Origin of the sequence: Phaeobacter sp. PT47_59, from assembly GCF_028890025.1 — a bacterium.
Classification (GTDB): domain Bacteria; phylum Pseudomonadota; class Alphaproteobacteria; order Rhodobacterales; family Rhodobacteraceae; genus Phycobacter.
In genome coordinates this window covers 1-16,415 of record NZ_JARCJL010000003.1, presented here as the reverse complement: position 1 = coordinate 16,415, position 16,415 = coordinate 1, and the positions used below count along the sequence as shown (strand labels likewise).

12 protein-coding genes are annotated in these 16,415 nt (G+C 62.8%); 8 read left to right on the top strand and 4 right to left on the bottom strand.

Translation table 11 applies throughout. The features are described from left to right. Nucleotides 1-9: 9 nt before the first annotated feature. Nucleotides 10-1,839 (bottom strand): methyl-accepting chemotaxis protein, encoded by a 1,830-nt coding sequence (locus PXK01_RS03360; protein WP_274858869.1) that lies wholly within the window; start codon nucleotides 1,837-1,839, stop codon nucleotides 10-12. A gap of 43 nt (nucleotides 1,840-1,882) precedes the next feature. Next, complete coding sequence (locus PXK01_RS03355; protein ID WP_274849689.1) at nucleotides 1,883-2,452, bottom strand: hypothetical protein; 570 nt, start codon at nucleotides 2,450-2,452, stop codon at nucleotides 1,883-1,885. 487 nt (nucleotides 2,453-2,939) lie between these two features. Here PXK01_RS03355 and PXK01_RS03350 point away from each other — a divergent pair, with 487 nt between their 5' ends. The 3 genes from PXK01_RS03350 (at nucleotide 2,940) to fdhF (ending at nucleotide 8,388) form a co-directional block, all read left to right on the top strand. Next, nucleotides 2,940-3,827: a LysR family transcriptional regulator gene (locus tag PXK01_RS03350; protein ID WP_274849690.1), complete on the top strand. Its 888-nt coding sequence runs from the start codon at nucleotides 2,940-2,942 to the stop codon at nucleotides 3,825-3,827. Nucleotides 3,828-3,921: 94 nt separating this feature from the next. Then, nucleotides 3,922-5,610, top strand: a complete 1,689-nt coding sequence (locus PXK01_RS03345; protein WP_274858868.1) for an NAD(P)H-dependent oxidoreductase subunit E — start codon at nucleotides 3,922-3,924, stop codon at nucleotides 5,608-5,610. Between the two features lie 3 nt (nucleotides 5,611-5,613). After that, nucleotides 5,614-8,388 (top strand): formate dehydrogenase subunit alpha, encoded by a 2,775-nt coding sequence (fdhF, locus tag PXK01_RS03340; RefSeq protein WP_274858867.1) that lies wholly within the window; start codon nucleotides 5,614-5,616, stop codon nucleotides 8,386-8,388. A 130-nt stretch (nucleotides 8,389-8,518) separates the two neighbouring features. Here the strand turns inward: fdhF and PXK01_RS03335 are convergent, their stop codons facing one another. After that, nucleotides 8,519-8,800 (bottom strand): DUF1330 domain-containing protein, encoded by a 282-nt coding sequence (locus tag PXK01_RS03335; protein WP_274849693.1) that lies wholly within the window; start codon nucleotides 8,798-8,800, stop codon nucleotides 8,519-8,521. A 97-nt stretch (nucleotides 8,801-8,897) separates the two neighbouring features. Here PXK01_RS03335 and PXK01_RS03330 point away from each other — a divergent pair, with 97 nt between their 5' ends. Continuing rightward, complete coding sequence (locus PXK01_RS03330; RefSeq protein ID WP_274858866.1) at nucleotides 8,898-9,776, top strand: LysR family transcriptional regulator; 879 nt, start codon at nucleotides 8,898-8,900, stop codon at nucleotides 9,774-9,776. 39 nt (nucleotides 9,777-9,815) lie between these two features. Further along, nucleotides 9,816-10,592: a cyclase family protein gene (locus PXK01_RS03325; RefSeq protein ID WP_274858865.1), complete on the top strand. Its 777-nt coding sequence runs from the start codon at nucleotides 9,816-9,818 to the stop codon at nucleotides 10,590-10,592. 14 nt (nucleotides 10,593-10,606) lie between these two features. Here the strand turns inward: PXK01_RS03325 and PXK01_RS03320 are convergent, their stop codons facing one another. Then, on the bottom strand, nucleotides 10,607-11,248 hold the full coding sequence (locus PXK01_RS03320) for a TetR/AcrR family transcriptional regulator (protein WP_342456173.1): 642 nt from the start codon (nucleotides 11,246-11,248) through the stop codon (nucleotides 10,607-10,609). Between the two features lie 112 nt (nucleotides 11,249-11,360). On the opposite strand from PXK01_RS03320, the gene PXK01_RS03315 reads away from it, so the two are divergent. The 3 genes from PXK01_RS03315 (at nucleotide 11,361) to PXK01_RS03305 (ending at nucleotide 15,783) form a co-directional block, all read left to right on the top strand. After that, entirely contained in the window at nucleotides 11,361-12,923 is a 1,563-nt protein-coding gene (locus PXK01_RS03315; protein WP_274858864.1) for a trimethylamine methyltransferase family protein, read from the top strand. 87 nt (nucleotides 12,924-13,010) lie between these two features. Next, nucleotides 13,011-15,056 (top strand): NADH:flavin oxidoreductase, encoded by a 2,046-nt coding sequence (locus tag PXK01_RS03310; RefSeq protein WP_274858863.1) that lies wholly within the window; start codon nucleotides 13,011-13,013, stop codon nucleotides 15,054-15,056. Nucleotide 15,057: 1 nt separating this feature from the next. Next, nucleotides 15,058-15,783, top strand: coding sequence for an NAD(P)-binding domain-containing protein (locus tag PXK01_RS03305; protein ID WP_274849699.1), 726 nt, complete (start codon nucleotides 15,058-15,060; stop codon nucleotides 15,781-15,783). Nucleotides 15,784-16,415: the final 632 nt, after the last annotated feature.

Genomic DNA, 16,415 nt, shown 5'->3' with positions numbered 1-16,415 from the left:
AGGCAGGCTTTAGAAGTCTTCCCAGCCAACTGCAGCCTTCTGCGGCGGTTCGTCTGCGAAGAAGTCATCATTCTCCGTGCCCGGGGCCGGATGCGCCGCCGGAGTGGGTTTCGGCGCAAAGCTGGCGATATTGCGCTTGTTGCCGCCGGTGTTGAAGACCGACACCTGCTTGGCCAGCTCGTTGGCGTCATTGCGCAGGATCTGGGCGGCGGCGGTTGCCTCTTCGACCATGGCCGCGTTGTGCTGCGTCACCGAGTCCAGCTGGGTCACACCGGTGTTGATCTCACCCAGGGTGGTGGATTGTTCACGCGCACCGCCGGCGATCTCGGAGATATGGCCGGAGATGGTGCCGACGCGGTCGATGATCTTCTTCAGCTCGTCGCCCGCCTTGCCAACAAGGTCCACGCCCTTGTTCACATGCTGCGAGCTTTCGGCGATCAGCCCCTTGATTTCCTGCGCCGCATCCGAAGACCGCTGCGCCAGGGCGCGCACTTCGGAGGCCACGACCGCAAATCCACGACCTGCTTCGCCTGCTCGGGCAGCCTCGACCCCGGCGTTCAGGGCCAAGAGGTTGGTCTGGAAGGAGATGTCGTCGATGACCGAGATGATCTGCGAGATCTTGTCCGAGGACTCTTCGATCTGCGACATGGCGTTCACGGCGTCGGTCACGACCTTGCCGCTTTGCTCGGCGGTGGATTTCGCCTCGGAGACGATGCTTTCCACTTCCTTGGCGCCATCGGCGGCAGAGCGGACGCTGACGGTCAGCTCTTCCATGGCTGCTGCCGTTTCTTCCAGGGTTGCCGCCTGGCTTTCGGTGCGCTGGGACAGATCGCTGGAGGATTGGCTGATTTCCTCGGAGTTGTCCCGGATACGCGACGAGTTCTCAATCACCGCGTCGATAATGCCGACCATCTTGTTCAGGGCGGTATTGTAGTTCTGACGCAGGCTTTCGTATTCGGCGGCGAAGGGCGTGTCGATGGACTGAGACAGATCACCGTCCGACATGCGCTGCAGGGCGACGTTCAGGCTTTCGACAACCTTCTTCTGGTTGGCCTGGGCCGCCTTGTTCTGCTCTTCGATTTCGCGCGCGGCGGACAGCTGTTCCTTGAGGTGATCCAGGGTCCGGGCGATATTGCCGATTTCGTCGCGACGGTCGAGCTGGCTGACGGGGGTGTCATAGTCACCATCGGCGATGACATCGATGGAATGGGTGACACTGTTCAGCGGGCGCGACAGGATCGAACGCAGCGCAAAGACCGAAAGGGTACACATGATGACGAAGGCGGCAATCGCAAAGATCATCGACATCATTTCGTCATAGGCGGACTCGGCAAAGGCAACTTCGGAGGTCCAGAGCATGGCCACGGATCCGACAATGACCGAACCATCGGCGCCGGCGGTTGCCGGTGCGGCCACGAAATATCCATCCGGGGAGACCTCGGTTTCGCCGGACTGCGCCGATGCGGTTGCCAGTTCAGCAAGCAGTGCGAGATCCGCTTCGCTGTATTCCCCGGCTTCCGAGATCACCTTGCCATCCTTGTTCACCGCGATACCGGCCAAGGCACGGCCTTCCGACAGTTCGATGATCTTCAGGATGTCTGCTGCCAGTCGCTCGGAGTCGCCGAACCGGATTGCGCCGCCGCTGCGCGCCGCAACCGTGACCGTGACACCATTGCCAAGGGTGTGGACACCCTTTTCAACAGCGGCCCGGAAGGTGTTGTCGTTCTTGTAGGTCAGCGATCCAGCCACCACCAGGGTGGTGACTGCGATCAACAGGCAGCATTTCATGAACACCGACATGCCTTTGAACAAGGATATCGTGGGAAGACGGACTTTCATTTGTGCACCTTTCGATCTTTATAGTGCGTGGAATGCGCAGCGGTTACATCAACGCTTCAGCGTCGACGGCCACCGTCATTGCCCCAATCGGAGCGCCGGTTGCAGGATCCACAATGGTCAGAGAGATTTGTGCCTGATACGTTTGAGTGGATGCATCAAGCTCGACATCCCCGAAGTGAACAGCGTCTGGACCGACGGGGTAGGTTTGTTGGAACTTGGCCTCATCGCCCTGCCACATATCCGATGTGACATTCGAGGCGGCCACGTTCAGGCCATGAGCGTCCATCACGAAGACTTCGGTGATGCGGCCACCGGACTTGGAGACCTGCTCGCGGAGGAAATCGGCGGCGGCATTCTGCATGACCGGCGTGATCGTCGGAGTGGAAGCGGTTCCCACCTCGGCGCGCCAGGCGGTATCCATGGCGTCAATGTCCGCTTGCGCATAGCCGGAGGTCCGGGCGTTTTGCCCGTTGATCGCATCGATCAGAACCGGGGACTGTGCCCAATCTCTGACGTTGGTTTCCAGATATGCTCTCATGCTTGGCTCAAAGTCGTTGGCCCACACAGGGGACAGAACAAGGGTGAACAGGGCGGTACAAGTTAGTAGTTTCATCATGGTACTCTTTGCAGTTACGAGGTCGGGATGCAGACCAAGTGCCAAGCTATGGCCAAGGGTTTACGGATGGATTAACGGCTGTTTCAGGGGCTTGACGGCGCGTGGCAGCCCTGTCTATGGGCGGAATCCCTGGTCAAGCGAGGGGCGGCCTCGCTCTTGTCTGCAGATATTCAAGATGCTGATTTTATGACGGATTTGTGACAGGGGACGCCCGGTCGCGCGCAGGCCGTTCAGGTTCGCGCAGGTGGCGGCGGGTTGAGGTTTTGCTGCCGCAGCCCGGCAATTGGCTAAAATTGCCGATATTATTGACGCGGGTTTTTCAGGGCGATTTGGCGCAGGCCCCCTGTCCGGAAATCTGCTGAGCGGCGATTCTCGACCGTCCACCCGCATCGGCGCGATGCCCGGTGAACAGGTGCCAGGCCAATAGAGTAGGGCCTACAAGATGCCATTGCGGATCGACGCCGCGCGCCTCTAAGGTCGCCCCATGCTTGAGCTGAAAGATTTACAACTCCTGACTGCGCTGGCCCGTCAGCAGCATTTTGCCAAGGCTGCCCAAGAATGCGGCATGTCGCAGCCTGCCTTCTCGATGCGCATCCGCAATCTTGAGGACAGGCTTGGCCTGTCCATCGTGCGTCGGGGCAATCGGTTTCAGGGGCTGACCGGAGAGGGAGAGCTGCTGGTCGCACGCGGTCGCGCCCTGCTCGAAGATGCCAGGGCGCTGGAGCAGGAGATCGCCGCCGTGCGCGGGCAGATTACGGGAACCCTGGATCTGGGGGTCGTGCCCACAGCCACAAGCTTTGCGGCGCGGCTCGTGACCCGGCTCAGAGAGGCCCATCCCCGCATCCTGACCCGGATCAACGTGATGTCCTCGGCGACGATCCAGCAGCACCTGTTCGAAGGGACCATCGATGCCGGGCTAACCTATGGCGACTCGATCGAACAGAACCTGGTGAACCGGCAGCCGCTCTATGAGGAGCGCTACGTGCTTCTGGCGGCCGTCGCCCTGGTTGCCGATCTGGGGGAGGAGATCACCTGGCACCAGGCCGCCGAACTGCCGCTGGGGCTGCTTGACCAATCGATGCAGAACCGGCGCATTCTGGACTGGATCTTTGCCGAACAGGGGCTGCGGCCAGCGGTGGTGTCGGAGTCCAACGGTTTCATGTCCGCGATTGTCATGGCCCGCGAAGGTCGGCTGGCAACCATCCTGCCGCAGGCGCTGGCCGATGCCTTGGGTCCGCTCGCAGGCACCCGTGTTCTGCGTCTGATCGATCCCGACCAATCCCGCCCCATCTCATTGGTTACGTTGAAGCGGAAGTCGGAACTCCCCACTCTGCGGGCGCTGAAACAGGTGGTTGACGCCTTTGGGCAATAAGCCTTCGTTATTGCGCCTTCGGGAAATGCGATTTGACGATATCCATTGCTGATGACATGCCAAAGGGCAAGGCACCAGCGACGTGGAGATCGGTATGGCACCGTTGGACAATAGCAAGGGCATCTGGAAATCCGGCAAGGGCAAGGGGCGCAAGACGCCCAAGGGTCGTCAGTTGGACGATCAGGCCCATGAGGAGCTGCTGGCCCTCCTGGGGGAGCGGCCGCGGCGCCGGGATCTTCTGATCGAATTCCTGCATCTGATCCAGGATGCTCATGGACATCTCAGCGCCGCGCACATCCGCGCCCTGGGCGAGGAGATGCGCCTGTCGCAGGCCGAGATATACGAGGTCGCCAGTTTCTACGCGCATTTCGACGTGGTGCGCGAAGGAGAGACCCCGCCGCCTGCGCTGACCATCCGGGTCTGTGACAGCCTGTCCTGCGAGCTGGCCGGGGCCCAGCAGTTGAAACAGGCGCTGGAGGACGGGTTGGATCCGGCAGAGGTGCGGGTTCTGCGCGCGCCCTGCATGGGGCGCTGTGACACCGCGCCGGTGCTGGAGATCGGCCACAACCACATCGACCACGCCACGGCGGAAAAGGCGATTGCCGCGATGCACGCGGGCGAGACCCACCCGCAGATCTCCGACTATCAGACCTATGCCGAATATGTTGCCGATGGCGGCTACCGCAGCCTCGCCGCCCTGCGCGAGGGGGTCGACTGGGAGGCGGTTCAGGACAAGGTGCTGGAGGCGGGCCTGCGCGGCCTTGGCGGGGCGGGCTTCCCGTCGGGTAAGAAATGGGGCTTCGTGCGCGCCAATCCCGGCCCGCGCTATCTGGCGGTCAACGGCGACGAGGGCGAGCCGGGCACCTTCAAGGACCGTCACCATCTTGAGCGCGAACCGCATATGTTCCTCGAAGGCATGCTGATCGCCGCCTGGGCGGTGGAGGCGGAGAAGGCCTTCATCTACATGCGCGACGAATATCCCGCTGTTCTGCAGATCCTGCGTCGCGAGATCACGGCGCTGGAAGAGGCTGGGATCGTCGAGCCCGGCTATATCGACCTGCGCCGCGGGGCCGGGGCCTATATCTGCGGCGAAGAAAGCGCCATGATCGAAAGCATCGAAGGCAAGCGCGGAGAGCCGCGCCACCGCCCGCCCTTCGTGGCGCAGGTGGGGATCTTCGGCCAGCCGACCTTGGTGCATAACGTCGAGACGCTCTACTGGGTGGCCCGCATCTGCCGCTTTGGTCCTGAGGTGTTGAACACGGTGGAAAAGAACGGTCGCACGGGGCTGAGGAACTATTCGGTCTCGGGGCGGGTCAAGACCCCCGGCGTGCATCTGCTGCCCGCCGGATCGACCATCGCCGACATTATCGAGGCTGCTGGCGGGATGCTCGAGGGGCACAGCTTCAAGGCCTACCAGCCGGGCGGTCCCTCCTCGGGGCTGCTACCGGCGCATATGGACGATATCCCGCTCGATTTCGACACGCTGCAGCCCCATGGCACCTTCATCGGCTCGGCTGCCGTGGTGGTCCTGTCCGATCAGGACAGCGCCCGTGACGCGGCGCTCAACATGCTGCGGTTTTTCGAGGATGAAAGCTGCGGCCAGTGTACCCCCTGCCGGGTGGGCTGCGAAAAGGCGGTGAAGCTGATGCAGGCGCCGAAATGGGATCAGGGGCTGCTGGAGGAGCTGAGCCAGACCATGGTCGATGCCTCGATCTGCGGCCTGGGCCAGGCCGCGCCCAACCCGATCCGCCTGACCATGAAACACTTCCCGGAGGAGATCTGAGCCATGTCGAAGCAAATCACCTTCACCCTGGATGGCGAAGAGGTCACTGTCGAAGCAGGCATGACCATCTGGGAAGTCGCCAATGGCCGGGGTCTGAAGATCCCGCATCTGTGCCACAAGCCCGCACCGGGCTATCGCCCCGACGGCAACTGCCGCGCCTGCATGGTGGAGATCGAGGGCGAGCGCACGCTTGCCGCCTCCTGCATCCGCGAACCCGTCGAGGGCATGGTGGTCACCACCAACAACGCGCGCGCCACCAACGCCCGCAAGATGGTGATGGAGCTGCTGGTCGCCGATCAGCCCGCACCGGAAGAGGCGCACGATAAGTCCGCGCATCTGTGGGATATGGCGGAGTTGAACGGGGTTTCGGAGTCGCGTTTCCCCAAGCTGGAAGAGGGGCGGATCCCGCTCTTGGATGACAGCCATGTGGCGATGCGCGTGAACCTGGATGCCTGTATTTCCTGCGGCCTTTGCGTGCGGGCCTGCCGCGAGGTGCAGGTCAATGATGTGATCGGCATGGCCGGGCGCGGGCATGATGCCTATCCGACCTTCGATATCTCCGATCCCATGGGGGCGTCCTCCTGCGTGGCCTGCGGCGAATGCGTGCAGGCCTGCCCGACCGGTGCGCTGATGCCTGCCTCCGTGCTGGATGACTCTCAGCAAGGCGACAGCAAGGATTTTGATAGCGAGACCGAAAGCGTCTGCCCTTTCTGCGGGGTGGGCTGCAAGGTCAGCCTCAAGGTGAAGGACGGCCGCGTCAAATATGTGGAAGGGATCAATGGCCCGGCCAATGAAGGGCGGCTTTGCGTCAAGGGGCGGTTCGGGTTCGACTATATCCACCACCCGCACCGGCTGACCAAACCGCTGATCCGCCGCGAGGACGCTCCGCCCAAGGGGTTGAACGTGGATCCCGGTGATCTGTCTACGCACTTCCGCGAGGCTTCCTGGGAGGAGGCGCTGGATCTGGCCGCCAGGGGCCTGCGGGACTTGCGCGATGAAGACCCGCGCAGCGTGGCGGGATTCGGCTCCGCCAAATGCACCAACGAAGAGGCTTACCTGTTCCAGAAGTTCATCCGCCAGGGCTTTGGCCACAACAACGTCGATCACTGTACGCGGCTGTGCCATGCCTCCTCCGTGGCGGCCCTGATTGAAAACGTCGGATCGGGCGCGGTGACGGCGACCTTCAACGAGATCGAAAACGCCGATGTGGCCATCGTGATCGGCGCCAACCCGGTCGAGAACCATCCGGTTGCGGCGACCTATTTCAAGCAGTTCGTCAAGCGCGGCGGCAAGCTTATCGTGATGGATCCGCGCGGGGTTGGCCTGAAACGCTTTGCCTCCGAGATGCTGCAATTCCGCCCCGGCGCCGATGTGTCGATGCTGAACGCGATCATGAATGTGATCGTCGAGGAAGAGCTGTACGACAGCCAGTATATCCACCGCTGGACCGAGAACTGGGAGGCGGAAAAGGACCACCTGCGCCAGTTCACACCCGAGGCGATGAGCCCGATCTGCGGCATTGAACCCGACCAGCTGCGCCGGGTGGCGCGCCTGTTTGCGGGCGCCAGGGCGGGCATGATCTTCTGGGGCATGGGTGTCAGCCAGCATATCCACGGCACCGACAATTCGCGCTGCCTGATTTCGCTGGCGCTGATGACCGGCAATGTGGGCAAACCCGGCGCCGGTCTGCACCCCCTGCGCGGGCAGAACAATGTGCAGGGCGCCTCGGATGCGGGTCTCATCCCGATGTTCCTGCCGGATTATCAGACGGTGACCTCGGATGATGTGCGCAAGAGCTTCACGGACGTCTGGGGCGGTGGTGATTTCTCGAATGAGAAGGGCCTCACTGTGACCGAAATCGTCGATCAGGTCTACGCGGGCAATATCAAGGCCATGTATATCCAGGGCGAAAACCCGGCCATGTCGGACCCGGATGCCGAACACGCGCGGGAGGCCTTTGCCAGGCTGGATCTGATGATCGTGCAGGATATCTTCCTGACCGAGACGGCGAATTTCGCCGATATCATCCTGCCGGCTTCGGCGCTTTATGAAAAGAACGGCACGGTCTCCAACACCAACCGGCAGGTGCAGCGGGTACGGCCCGCCGTGCCGCCGCCGGGCGATGCGCGCGAGGACTGGCGTATCACCGTGGATCTGGCGCAGCGGGTCGGGCTGCCCTGGGCCTATGGGGATGTGTCCGAGGTCTTTGCCGAGATGAAGCTCAACATGGCTTCGCTTGATAACATCACCTGGGAGCGGCTGGAGACAGAGACGGTGACCTACCCGTCGCTGTCGCCCGAGGATCCGGGGCAGGCGGTGGTCTTTGGCGATGGCTTCCCGCGTGCCGAGGGGCGCGCGCGCTTTACCCCGGCTGCGGTGATCCCGCCGGATGAGGCGCCGGATGCAGAGTTTCCGATGATCATGACCACCGGACGGCAGCTGGAACACTGGCACACCGGATCGATGACCCGGCGGTCGCGGGTTTTGGACGCGGTGGAGCCGGAGGCGAACTGCTCGCTGCATCCGAAAACCCTGCGCAAGATGGGCGTGGCGCCGGGCGAGATGGTGCGGCTGACCACAAGGCGCGGTTCGATCGAGATCATGGCCCGGGCGGATCGGGCGGTTTCCGAGGACATGGTCTTTGTGCCCTTCGCCTATGTGGAGGCGGCGGCCAATGTGCTGACCAACCCGGCGCTGGACCCTTACGGCAAGATCCCCGAGTTCAAATTCTCGGCGGTGCGGATCGAGAAGGCGGACAGCAAGATCGCGGCGGAATAAGCAGGTTTTCCAGATGAGCAAGCGGGCGCGGAGCGGGATGCTCCGCGCCCGCACTTCTGGTGGCGCCGCGCGATGCGCGGCGCGGTTGCGTCCGAGGCGGGTGTCGCGGCGCTGCGCGGGCAGGGGGTGATCAGGCCAAGAGCGTGATCGCGCCGGTTCCAGAGGCCTGACGCAGGGCGTGGACCTCTTGCAGCTCCGGGTCATTGATCCAGCCAAGCGCTGCGTCCTTGCTGTCGAACTCCAGGATGACGCCGCGCCCGGTCGCATCGCGGCTGCCTTCGATCACGCTTTGCGCGGGGCTGGAGGTGACGACCCGTGCGCCATGTTTGGCCAGGGCCGCGCCTGCCTGCTCTCGGTAGGCGGCGAATGTGGCGTCATCGGTGACGGTGAGATTGACATAGGCATAGACCATGGTGGGCTCCTTTGCTGGTGTTGCAAGGCCTAGATGGCCGCAATCGAGGCGCCGAAAAACGCGTGAATTTTGACATCGAACATGCGAAAACGCATGTATGAAGATCAGCTGGGATGATATGCAGACGGTGCTTGCCATGGTGCGGGGCGGCAGCCTTGCGGCGGCAGGGGTGGAGTTGGGCCTCAGCTATACCAGTGTCGCCCGCCGCATCCACCGCGCCGAACAGGCGCTGGGCCGCCCCCTGTTCGAGCGACGCCCGGAAGGCTATCAGGCGACGGAGGAGGCCCATGACATCGCCAGGGCCGCCGCCCGGATGGAGGCAGAGGAACAGGCGGTCTTGCGGCGCCTGTCGGGGCGGGCGCAGGATCTGCAGGGGCCGTTGAGCCTGACCGCGCCGCCCTTGCTGATCCAGAGCTTTCTGGCGCCGCTGCTGGCAGAGTTCACCGCCCAGAACCCGCAAGTGGAGCTGACCGTGAGGGCCGCCAATGGCGTGCTGGACCTGGCCCGGCGCGAGGCGGATCTGGCGCTGAGGATCAGCCGCCATCCGCAGGATACCCTGGTGGGGCGCAAGCTGGCTGAACAGCAAAGCGGGTTCTTTGCCGTCCCGGAGATTGCCGACAGGGCGGCGCTGGATCCGCGGGCGCCGCTGGACTGGGTGCTCTACTCCGGCCATGACGCTCCGCCTGCCGCCGCCCGCAAGAGCCACCCGGATATCCGGGTGCGGGCGCGGCTGGACGATATGCCCAGCATGATCGCGGCGGCGCTGGCGGGGATGGGCGCGCTGCGCATGCCGGTTTTCCTGGCGCACAGCCATCCGGGGCTGGTGCCCTTGCCGCATCTGCCCCTGCAACCCTATGCGCCGATCTGGCTGTTGAGCCACCGGGATCTGCAGGGATCGGCCAAGCTGGCGGCGCTCAAAGGCGTGTTGGAACCTTGGTTCCGGGACAACAAACACATGTTCTCAAGCCTGCCCTGACGCGGTAGCATGGTGAAAGATTTGCAAAAAGGATTTCCCATGCCGCGCCGTTTCCTGGATCTTTCTGTCGCTCTTGAAACCGGTATCCAGTCCGATCCCGAGATCATGCTGCCGCAGATCGAATACATGACCCATGATCAGACCGCCGAGCAGGTGATGAGCTTCTTTCCGGGGCTGAAGCGCGAGGATCTGCCGGGCGGCGAAGGCTGGGCGATCGAGCGGCTCCAGATCGCCACCCATAACGGCACCCATCTGGATGCGCCCTATCATCACCATTCGACCATGAACGGCGGCGAGCGGGCGATCACCATCGACGAGGTGCCGTTGGAATGGTGCATGGCGCCGGGGGTGAAACTGGATTTCCGCCATTTTGACGATGGTTATGTGGTGACGGCTGCGGATGTGGAGGCCGAACTCGCGCGCATTGGCCATGACTTGCAGCCCCTGGATATCGTGGTGGTCAATACCTCGGCCGGGGCGCGCTATGGACAGCCGGATTACCTGGTGCGGGGCTGCGGCATGGGGCGGGAGGCGACGCTCTACCTGACCGAAAGGGGCGTGCGCGTCACCGGCACCGACGCCTGGAGCTGGGACGCGCCCTTTCCCCTGACGGCGCAGGAATATGCCAAATTCGGCGATCCCGCGATCATCTGGGAGGGGCACCGCGCCTCGATGGAGGTGGGCTATTGCCATATGGAGAAGCTGACCAACCTCGATCAGCTGCCCCCCACGGGGTTCGAGATTTCCTGTTTCCCGTTCAAGATCAAGGGCGCATCCGCCGGGTTCATCCGCGCGGTGGCGATCTTCAATGAGTGACGGCGGCGCGCGCCTCAGCCGTGGCGCGCCATGAAACGGTCGATGTCCTTTTGCGCAGGCTTCTGGCCGGTGAAGACCTCCAGATAGGCGGGCATCCGGGCCAGGCGTTCGGCCGGATCCTCATGGATCTGCATCGAGATATAGCCGATCTGGGTGTAGACCATGGTGAGCGCGCGGATCTCGGCCTCGTCCGGCGCATAGCCGAAGCGGATCATCATGTCGGTCATCGCGCGCTGGCGGCGGGCATCGGCCCGGTCCAGGCGTTCTTGCAACCCGGTATCGCTGCGCGCCCAGTTGCGGATCGCCAGATCCAGCCGTGAATCGAACAGATCGGTGTCCAGCCAGCAATCAAACAGGTTGAACACCGCCTCGAAGATGTTCTCCGCATAGGCCTCGGTGCGGGCCACCAGGGTGCCGGTGTTCTTTTCCTCCCAATAGCGGATCATCGCTTCCAGGAGCGCCTCGCGGTCCTTGAAGTGCCAGTAGAAACTGGTGCGCGAGACCTGAAGCCGCTTGGCCAGCGGCATGATCTTCACAGCCTCTACCCCCTGCGTGGTGAGCACCTCATAGGCGGCATTGAGCCAGGCCTCTTCGCTGGTGGTCTGGCGGGAGGGGTCCTGGATCCTTTGGCGGTCTGTCATGTGGCGGTCTGTCATGGGCTTTGCCTGTCAGCGACATCTGGATGACGTATTCGTAGTTGACGGTCATGATGGCAAAATCGACACTAGTGTCAAGATTCTCATTCGGCAGCATCATGGAGGGCGCGAGATGGTAGAGCTGGCAGAAAAACCGCGGGGCAGGCGGGGGCGCCGCGGCGCGCAGCGCACTGGCGAGGCCGGGCAGAACGACCATCTGCGCGTCCCCTTCATCAGCCGCAGGATCCCGACCTACGATATCCTCTCAGAAGACAGTCTTGCGCAGATCGAGGCGACAGCCGAGCGCATCATGGCCGAGATCGGGATAGAGTTCCGCGAGGATCCCGAAACCGTTGCCCTGTTCCGCGCTGCGGGCGCCGAGGTTGCCGAACTGACCAGCGATAGCTGGAACCTGAAGTTCGCGCCCGGCTTGATCCGCCAGATCCTGAAGACCGCGCCCGCGCGGTTCACCCAGCACGCCCGCAACCCGGCCAATACGGTCGAGATCGGCGGCGATGCCATGGTGTTTGCCCCCTCTTATGGCTCGCCCTTCGTGATGGATCTGGACAAGGGGCGGCGCTACGGCACCATCGAGGACTTCCAGAACTTCGTGAAGCTGGCGCAGATGAGCCCCAACCTGCACCATTCCGGCGGCACCATCTGCGAGCCCACGGATGTCGCGGTGAACAAGCGGCACCTGGACATGGTCTATGCCCATATCCGCTATAGTGACCGGGCCTTTCTGGGCTCGATCACCGCGCCCGAGCGCGCCGAGGACAGTATCGAGATGTGCCGCATCCTGTTCGGGGCCGATTTCGTGGATGAGAACTGCGTCATCATGGGCAATTTCAACACCACCTCGCCCTTGGTGATCGACGGGATCACCTCGCGCGGGATCCGCGCCTATGCGGCGGCGGGGCAGGGGTCGATCCATCTGCCCTTCCTTCTGGGTGGGGCGGTGGCGCCGCTGACCATGGCGGGATCGCTGGCACAGTGTCTTGCGGAAAGCATGGTGTCCTGCGCCATTACCCAGCTGGTGCGCCCCGGTGCGCCCTGCGTGCTGGCCTCTTTCATCAGCTCGATGTCGCTGCGCTCCGGCTCGCCCACCTTCGGCACGCCGGAACCGGCGCTGGCATCGCTTGCCATGGGGCAGCTGGCGCGGCGGCTGAACCTGCCCCTGCGCTGCGCGGGGAATTTCTCCACCTCGAAACTGCCGGATGCGCAAGGCATGCAGCAGTCGATGATGTCGATGATGTCGGCGGTGCAATGCGGTGCCAATTACATCCTGCATTCGGCGGGTTTCCTCGATGGGCTGCTCTCGATGTCCTATGAAAAGTTCATCCTGGATGCGGATCTCTGTGGTGCGCTGCATGCCTACCTCAAGGGGTTCGAGGTCAATGAGGATACGCTTGGCTTTGATGCCCTGGCCGAAGGTGGCCCCGGAGAGCACCTGTTTTCCACTCAGCACACCCTGCGCCATTACCAGACCGCCTATTGGGACAGTGCGGTGGATGATCATCAGCCCTGGGAAACCTGGGACGAGCAGGGCGGTGTCGATGCGGCCACCCGCGCCAATGCCCGCTGGAAGGCGCAGCTTGCCGCCTATGAGGCGCCGGCGCTGGATGAAGGCATGGACGAGGCCCTGCAGGATTTCATCACCCGCAAGAAGGCCGAGATGCCCGATGCCTGGTATTGAAGCTTTCTTTTGAACCGCAATTCGGTTCACCATCCCCTCGCAGTTAAAACCAACCCGCATGTGACGCTCGGCAGGAAAGAGAAACAGATGTCCAACGATCCGCTTTTGCAGCCCTACAAACTGAAACACCTGACCCTGCGCAACCGGATCATGACCACCAGCCATGAACCGGCCTACCCTGAGGACGGCATGCCGAAGGAACGCTATGCCGCCTATCACGCCGAACGCGCCAAGGCGGGTGTTGCGCTGACCATGACGGCAGGTTCGGCTGCGGTATCCAAGGACAGCCCGCCGGTGTTCAACAACGTGCTCGCCTATAAGGACGAGGTCGTGCCCTGGATCAAGGCGCTGACCGACCGGGTGCATGAACATGGCGCGGCGGTGATGATCCAGCTCACCCACCTGGGTCGTCGCACCACCTGGAACAAGGGCGACTGGCTGCCCTCGGTCAGCTCCACCCGCCACCGTGAACCCGCGCATCGCGCCTTTCCCAAATTGGCCGAGGATTGGGATATCGAGCGTATCATCACGGATTTCGCCGATGCCGCCGAGCGGATGAAGGCAGGCGGCATGGACGGGATCGAGCTGCAGGTCTACGGGCACCTGCTGGATCAGTTCTGGTCGCCGCTGACCAATGATCTGGATGGCCCCTATGGTGGGGCGAGCCTCGAAAGCCGGATGAAGCTGCCGCTGGATGTCTTGCAGGCGGTGCGCGACCGGGTTGGCGATGATTTCATCGTCGGCCTGCGCTACACGGCGGATGAGGATCAGGCGGGCGGTATCTCCCCGGAAGAGGGGCTTGAGATCTCCAAGCGGCTGTCGGCAACCGGCATGGTGGATTTCCTGAACGTGATCCGGGGCCGCATCCATACCGATCCTGCGATGACCGATGTGATCCCGGTGCAGGGCATGGCCGCCGCGCCGCATCTTGATTTTGCCGGAGCGGTGAAACAGGCGACCGGCATGCCCACCTTCCACGCCGCGCGCATCCCTGATGTGGCGACAGCGCGCCATGCGGTGGCCTCGGGGCTATTGGATATGGTGGGGATGACCCGCGCCCATATGGCCGATCCCCATGTGGTGAAAAAGATCATGGAAGGGCGCGAGGAGGATATCCGCCCCTGCGTCGGCGCCACCTATTGCCTGGACCGGATCTATCAGGCAGGCGATGCGCTTTGCATCCACAACCCCGCAACGGGGCGCGAGCTGACCATGCCGCATGAGATCCCTGCGGCAGAGGACAAGAAGAAGGTTGTCATCATCGGCGCAGGTCCGGCGGGCCTTGAGGCCGCCCGTGTCGCTGCTGAACGCGGCCATGAGGTGACGGTCTTCGAGGCCGCCGGTGATCCCGGCGGGCAGGTGCGCCTCACCGCACAAAGCCCGCGTCGGCGCGAGATGATCGGCATCATCGACTGGCGCATGGCCCAATGCGCGGCACGCGATGTCACCTTCCATTTCAACACCTGGGCCGAGGCGGCGGATGTGACCGCGCTCAATCCCGACGTGGTGATCGTCGCCACCGGCGGCCTGCCCAATGGCCACCTCTTCGAGGCCAAGGAAGAAGCCGCCAATGTGATCTCGGCCTGGGATCTGATCTCGGGCGACGTGAAACCGGCGCAGAACGTGCTGATCTATGACGAAAGCGGCGACCATCCCGGCCTGATGGCGGCCGAGGTTGCCGCCGCCGCAGGCAGCACTGTCGAGGTGATGACCCCGGACCGGGTGTTTGCTCCGGATATCATGGCGATGAACCTGGTGCCCTATATGCGCAGCCTGCAGGACAAGGACGTGCGCTTCACCGTGACCCGGCGTCTGTTGGAGGTGGCCAAGAACGGCAATCAGCTGACTGCCACCGTCGGTACCGATTACAGCGACCATAGCTATACCGCCGACTATGATCAGGTGGTGGTTAACTATGGTACCCTGCCGCTCGATGATCTCTACTTCGACCTGAAACCGCTCAGCCGCAATCACGGCGCGCTGGATCACGAGGCGCTGATCGCGGGCGCGCCGCAAGAGGTCGTCCGCAACCCGGACGGCACCTTCCAGCTGTTTCGCATCGGCGATGCGGTTTCGGCCCGCAACACCCATGCGGCAATCTATGATGCGCTGCGCCTGATGAAGGAAATCTGAGATGCGGATCGGAGTGATCGGAACCGGTACCATCGCAGGCGCCGTGGTGCGCGGCATCGCGGGCGACGGCCACCAGATCACCGTCTCCGAGCGCAGTGCGGCTGTCTCTGCCGAACTGGCGGGCGCCTTCGACACTGTCTCGGTCGCCCCAAATCAGACGGTTCTGGAGCAGAGCGATGTGATCTTTCTGGGGCTGATGGCCGAGGCCGCTCCGAGCATCCTGGCGCCGCTGGTGTTTCGCGCCGATCAGCAGGTGATCTCCTTCATGGCGGGGATCGATCCGGAGCAGTTGCAGGCGCTTGTCGCCCCCGCACAGGCCGCGGCGGTGATGATGCCCTTTCCGGGCATCGCACGAGGCGGCTCTGCCATCATGGCGCTGGGCGACATCGATCTGGTCAAGGCGATCTTCGGTGCCCGCAACACCGTCTTTGCCCTCAGCGATACAGCGGAACTGGACGCCTATATCTGCGCCCAGGCGGTGCTGTCGCCGGTGGCCCGCATGGTGGGGGATGCAGCCGACTGGCTGGGTACACGCGTGTCTGACCCCGCCCAGGGAGAAGCGTTTTTACGCATGCTGGTCGCATCCAGCCTTGCAGACACTGGCTGCACCGATCTGATCGAAGCGCTCAACACGCCCGGAGGCTATAACCAGCGCCTGCGCCAGCATATGGAGGCAGCGGGTCAGACCGGTGACCTTCGCAGCGGTCTCGATGGGCTGTTGCGCTAGTGTCTTTGCTGTCCCGATACGGTGCCGACTCGCGCGTGCACTCGGATTCGGGGTCCCTTGTGGATATCTCTGCGGATAACCCGGTGGATGGTCGTCGCCACGCGCGTTTGGCGTGATGTCATGCCGTGACGCGCGCTCAAATGGATCCCGATATGCGGGGAAATCTACGGTCAGTATCTCGGTAAATAGCTGATATTATTGGATTCTATTCTTTTCTTTGGATTATTTTGTTTTTTGGGTTGCGGGTGGTTTGTGTTGGGACTAGAACCCCCTTCACCGGCGGCGCTGAGGCGCTACTGAGAGGATCTGGACGGAACGCGAGAGTGGATGTTCGGGTTTGATTGGGAAGCTGGTCTGACACCGGGAAAGACTGGGGCATCTTTGAGGATTGGTTGGGCGATGGCGCTAGGTAATGGCGTTATGGTCTGGTTTTGGTCTCTTGGGTGTTTGCTCTTTGACAATTTGGATGACTGAAGAGATATGTGGGCGGTTTGGTTCATTTCGATGGATCAACGTCTGTATATCGCGCTCATAGAACGCAAGTTCGATGATTGAGTGTCAGCTTCACTGTCTTGTTCGGCTTCGGTTTCTTTTGAAACCAAGCACAACAGACAGAGAAACGTCGATGTTCG

What these genes read in the sequence shown, in the direction of transcription:
- PXK01_RS03360 (WP_274858869.1), bottom strand. Translation starts at nt 1,839, where the DNA reads ATGAAAGTCCGTCTTCCCACGATATCCTTGTTCAAAGGCATGTCGGTG.
- PXK01_RS03355 (WP_274849689.1), bottom strand. Translation starts at nt 2,452, where the DNA reads ATGAAACTACTAACTTGTACCGCCCTGTTCACCCTTGTTCTGTCCCCT.
- PXK01_RS03350 (WP_274849690.1), top strand. Translation starts at nt 2,940, where the DNA reads ATGCTTGAGCTGAAAGATTTACAACTCCTGACTGCGCTGGCCCGTCAG.
- PXK01_RS03345 (WP_274858868.1), top strand. Translation starts at nt 3,922, where the DNA reads ATGGCACCGTTGGACAATAGCAAGGGCATCTGGAAATCCGGCAAGGGC.
- fdhF (WP_274858867.1), top strand. Translation starts at nt 5,614, where the DNA reads ATGTCGAAGCAAATCACCTTCACCCTGGATGGCGAAGAGGTCACTGTC.
- PXK01_RS03335 (WP_274849693.1), bottom strand. Translation starts at nt 8,800, where the DNA reads ATGGTCTATGCCTATGTCAATCTCACCGTCACCGATGACGCCACATTC.
- PXK01_RS03330 (WP_274858866.1), top strand. Translation starts at nt 8,898, where the DNA reads ATGAAGATCAGCTGGGATGATATGCAGACGGTGCTTGCCATGGTGCGG.
- PXK01_RS03325 (WP_274858865.1), top strand. Translation starts at nt 9,816, where the DNA reads ATGCCGCGCCGTTTCCTGGATCTTTCTGTCGCTCTTGAAACCGGTATC.
- PXK01_RS03320 (WP_342456173.1), bottom strand. Translation starts at nt 11,248, where the DNA reads ATGACAGACCGCCACATGACAGACCGCCAAAGGATCCAGGACCCCTCC.
- PXK01_RS03315 (WP_274858864.1), top strand. Translation starts at nt 11,361, where the DNA reads ATGGTAGAGCTGGCAGAAAAACCGCGGGGCAGGCGGGGGCGCCGCGGC.
- PXK01_RS03310 (WP_274858863.1), top strand. Translation starts at nt 13,011, where the DNA reads ATGTCCAACGATCCGCTTTTGCAGCCCTACAAACTGAAACACCTGACC.
- PXK01_RS03305 (WP_274849699.1), top strand. Translation starts at nt 15,058, where the DNA reads ATGCGGATCGGAGTGATCGGAACCGGTACCATCGCAGGCGCCGTGGTG.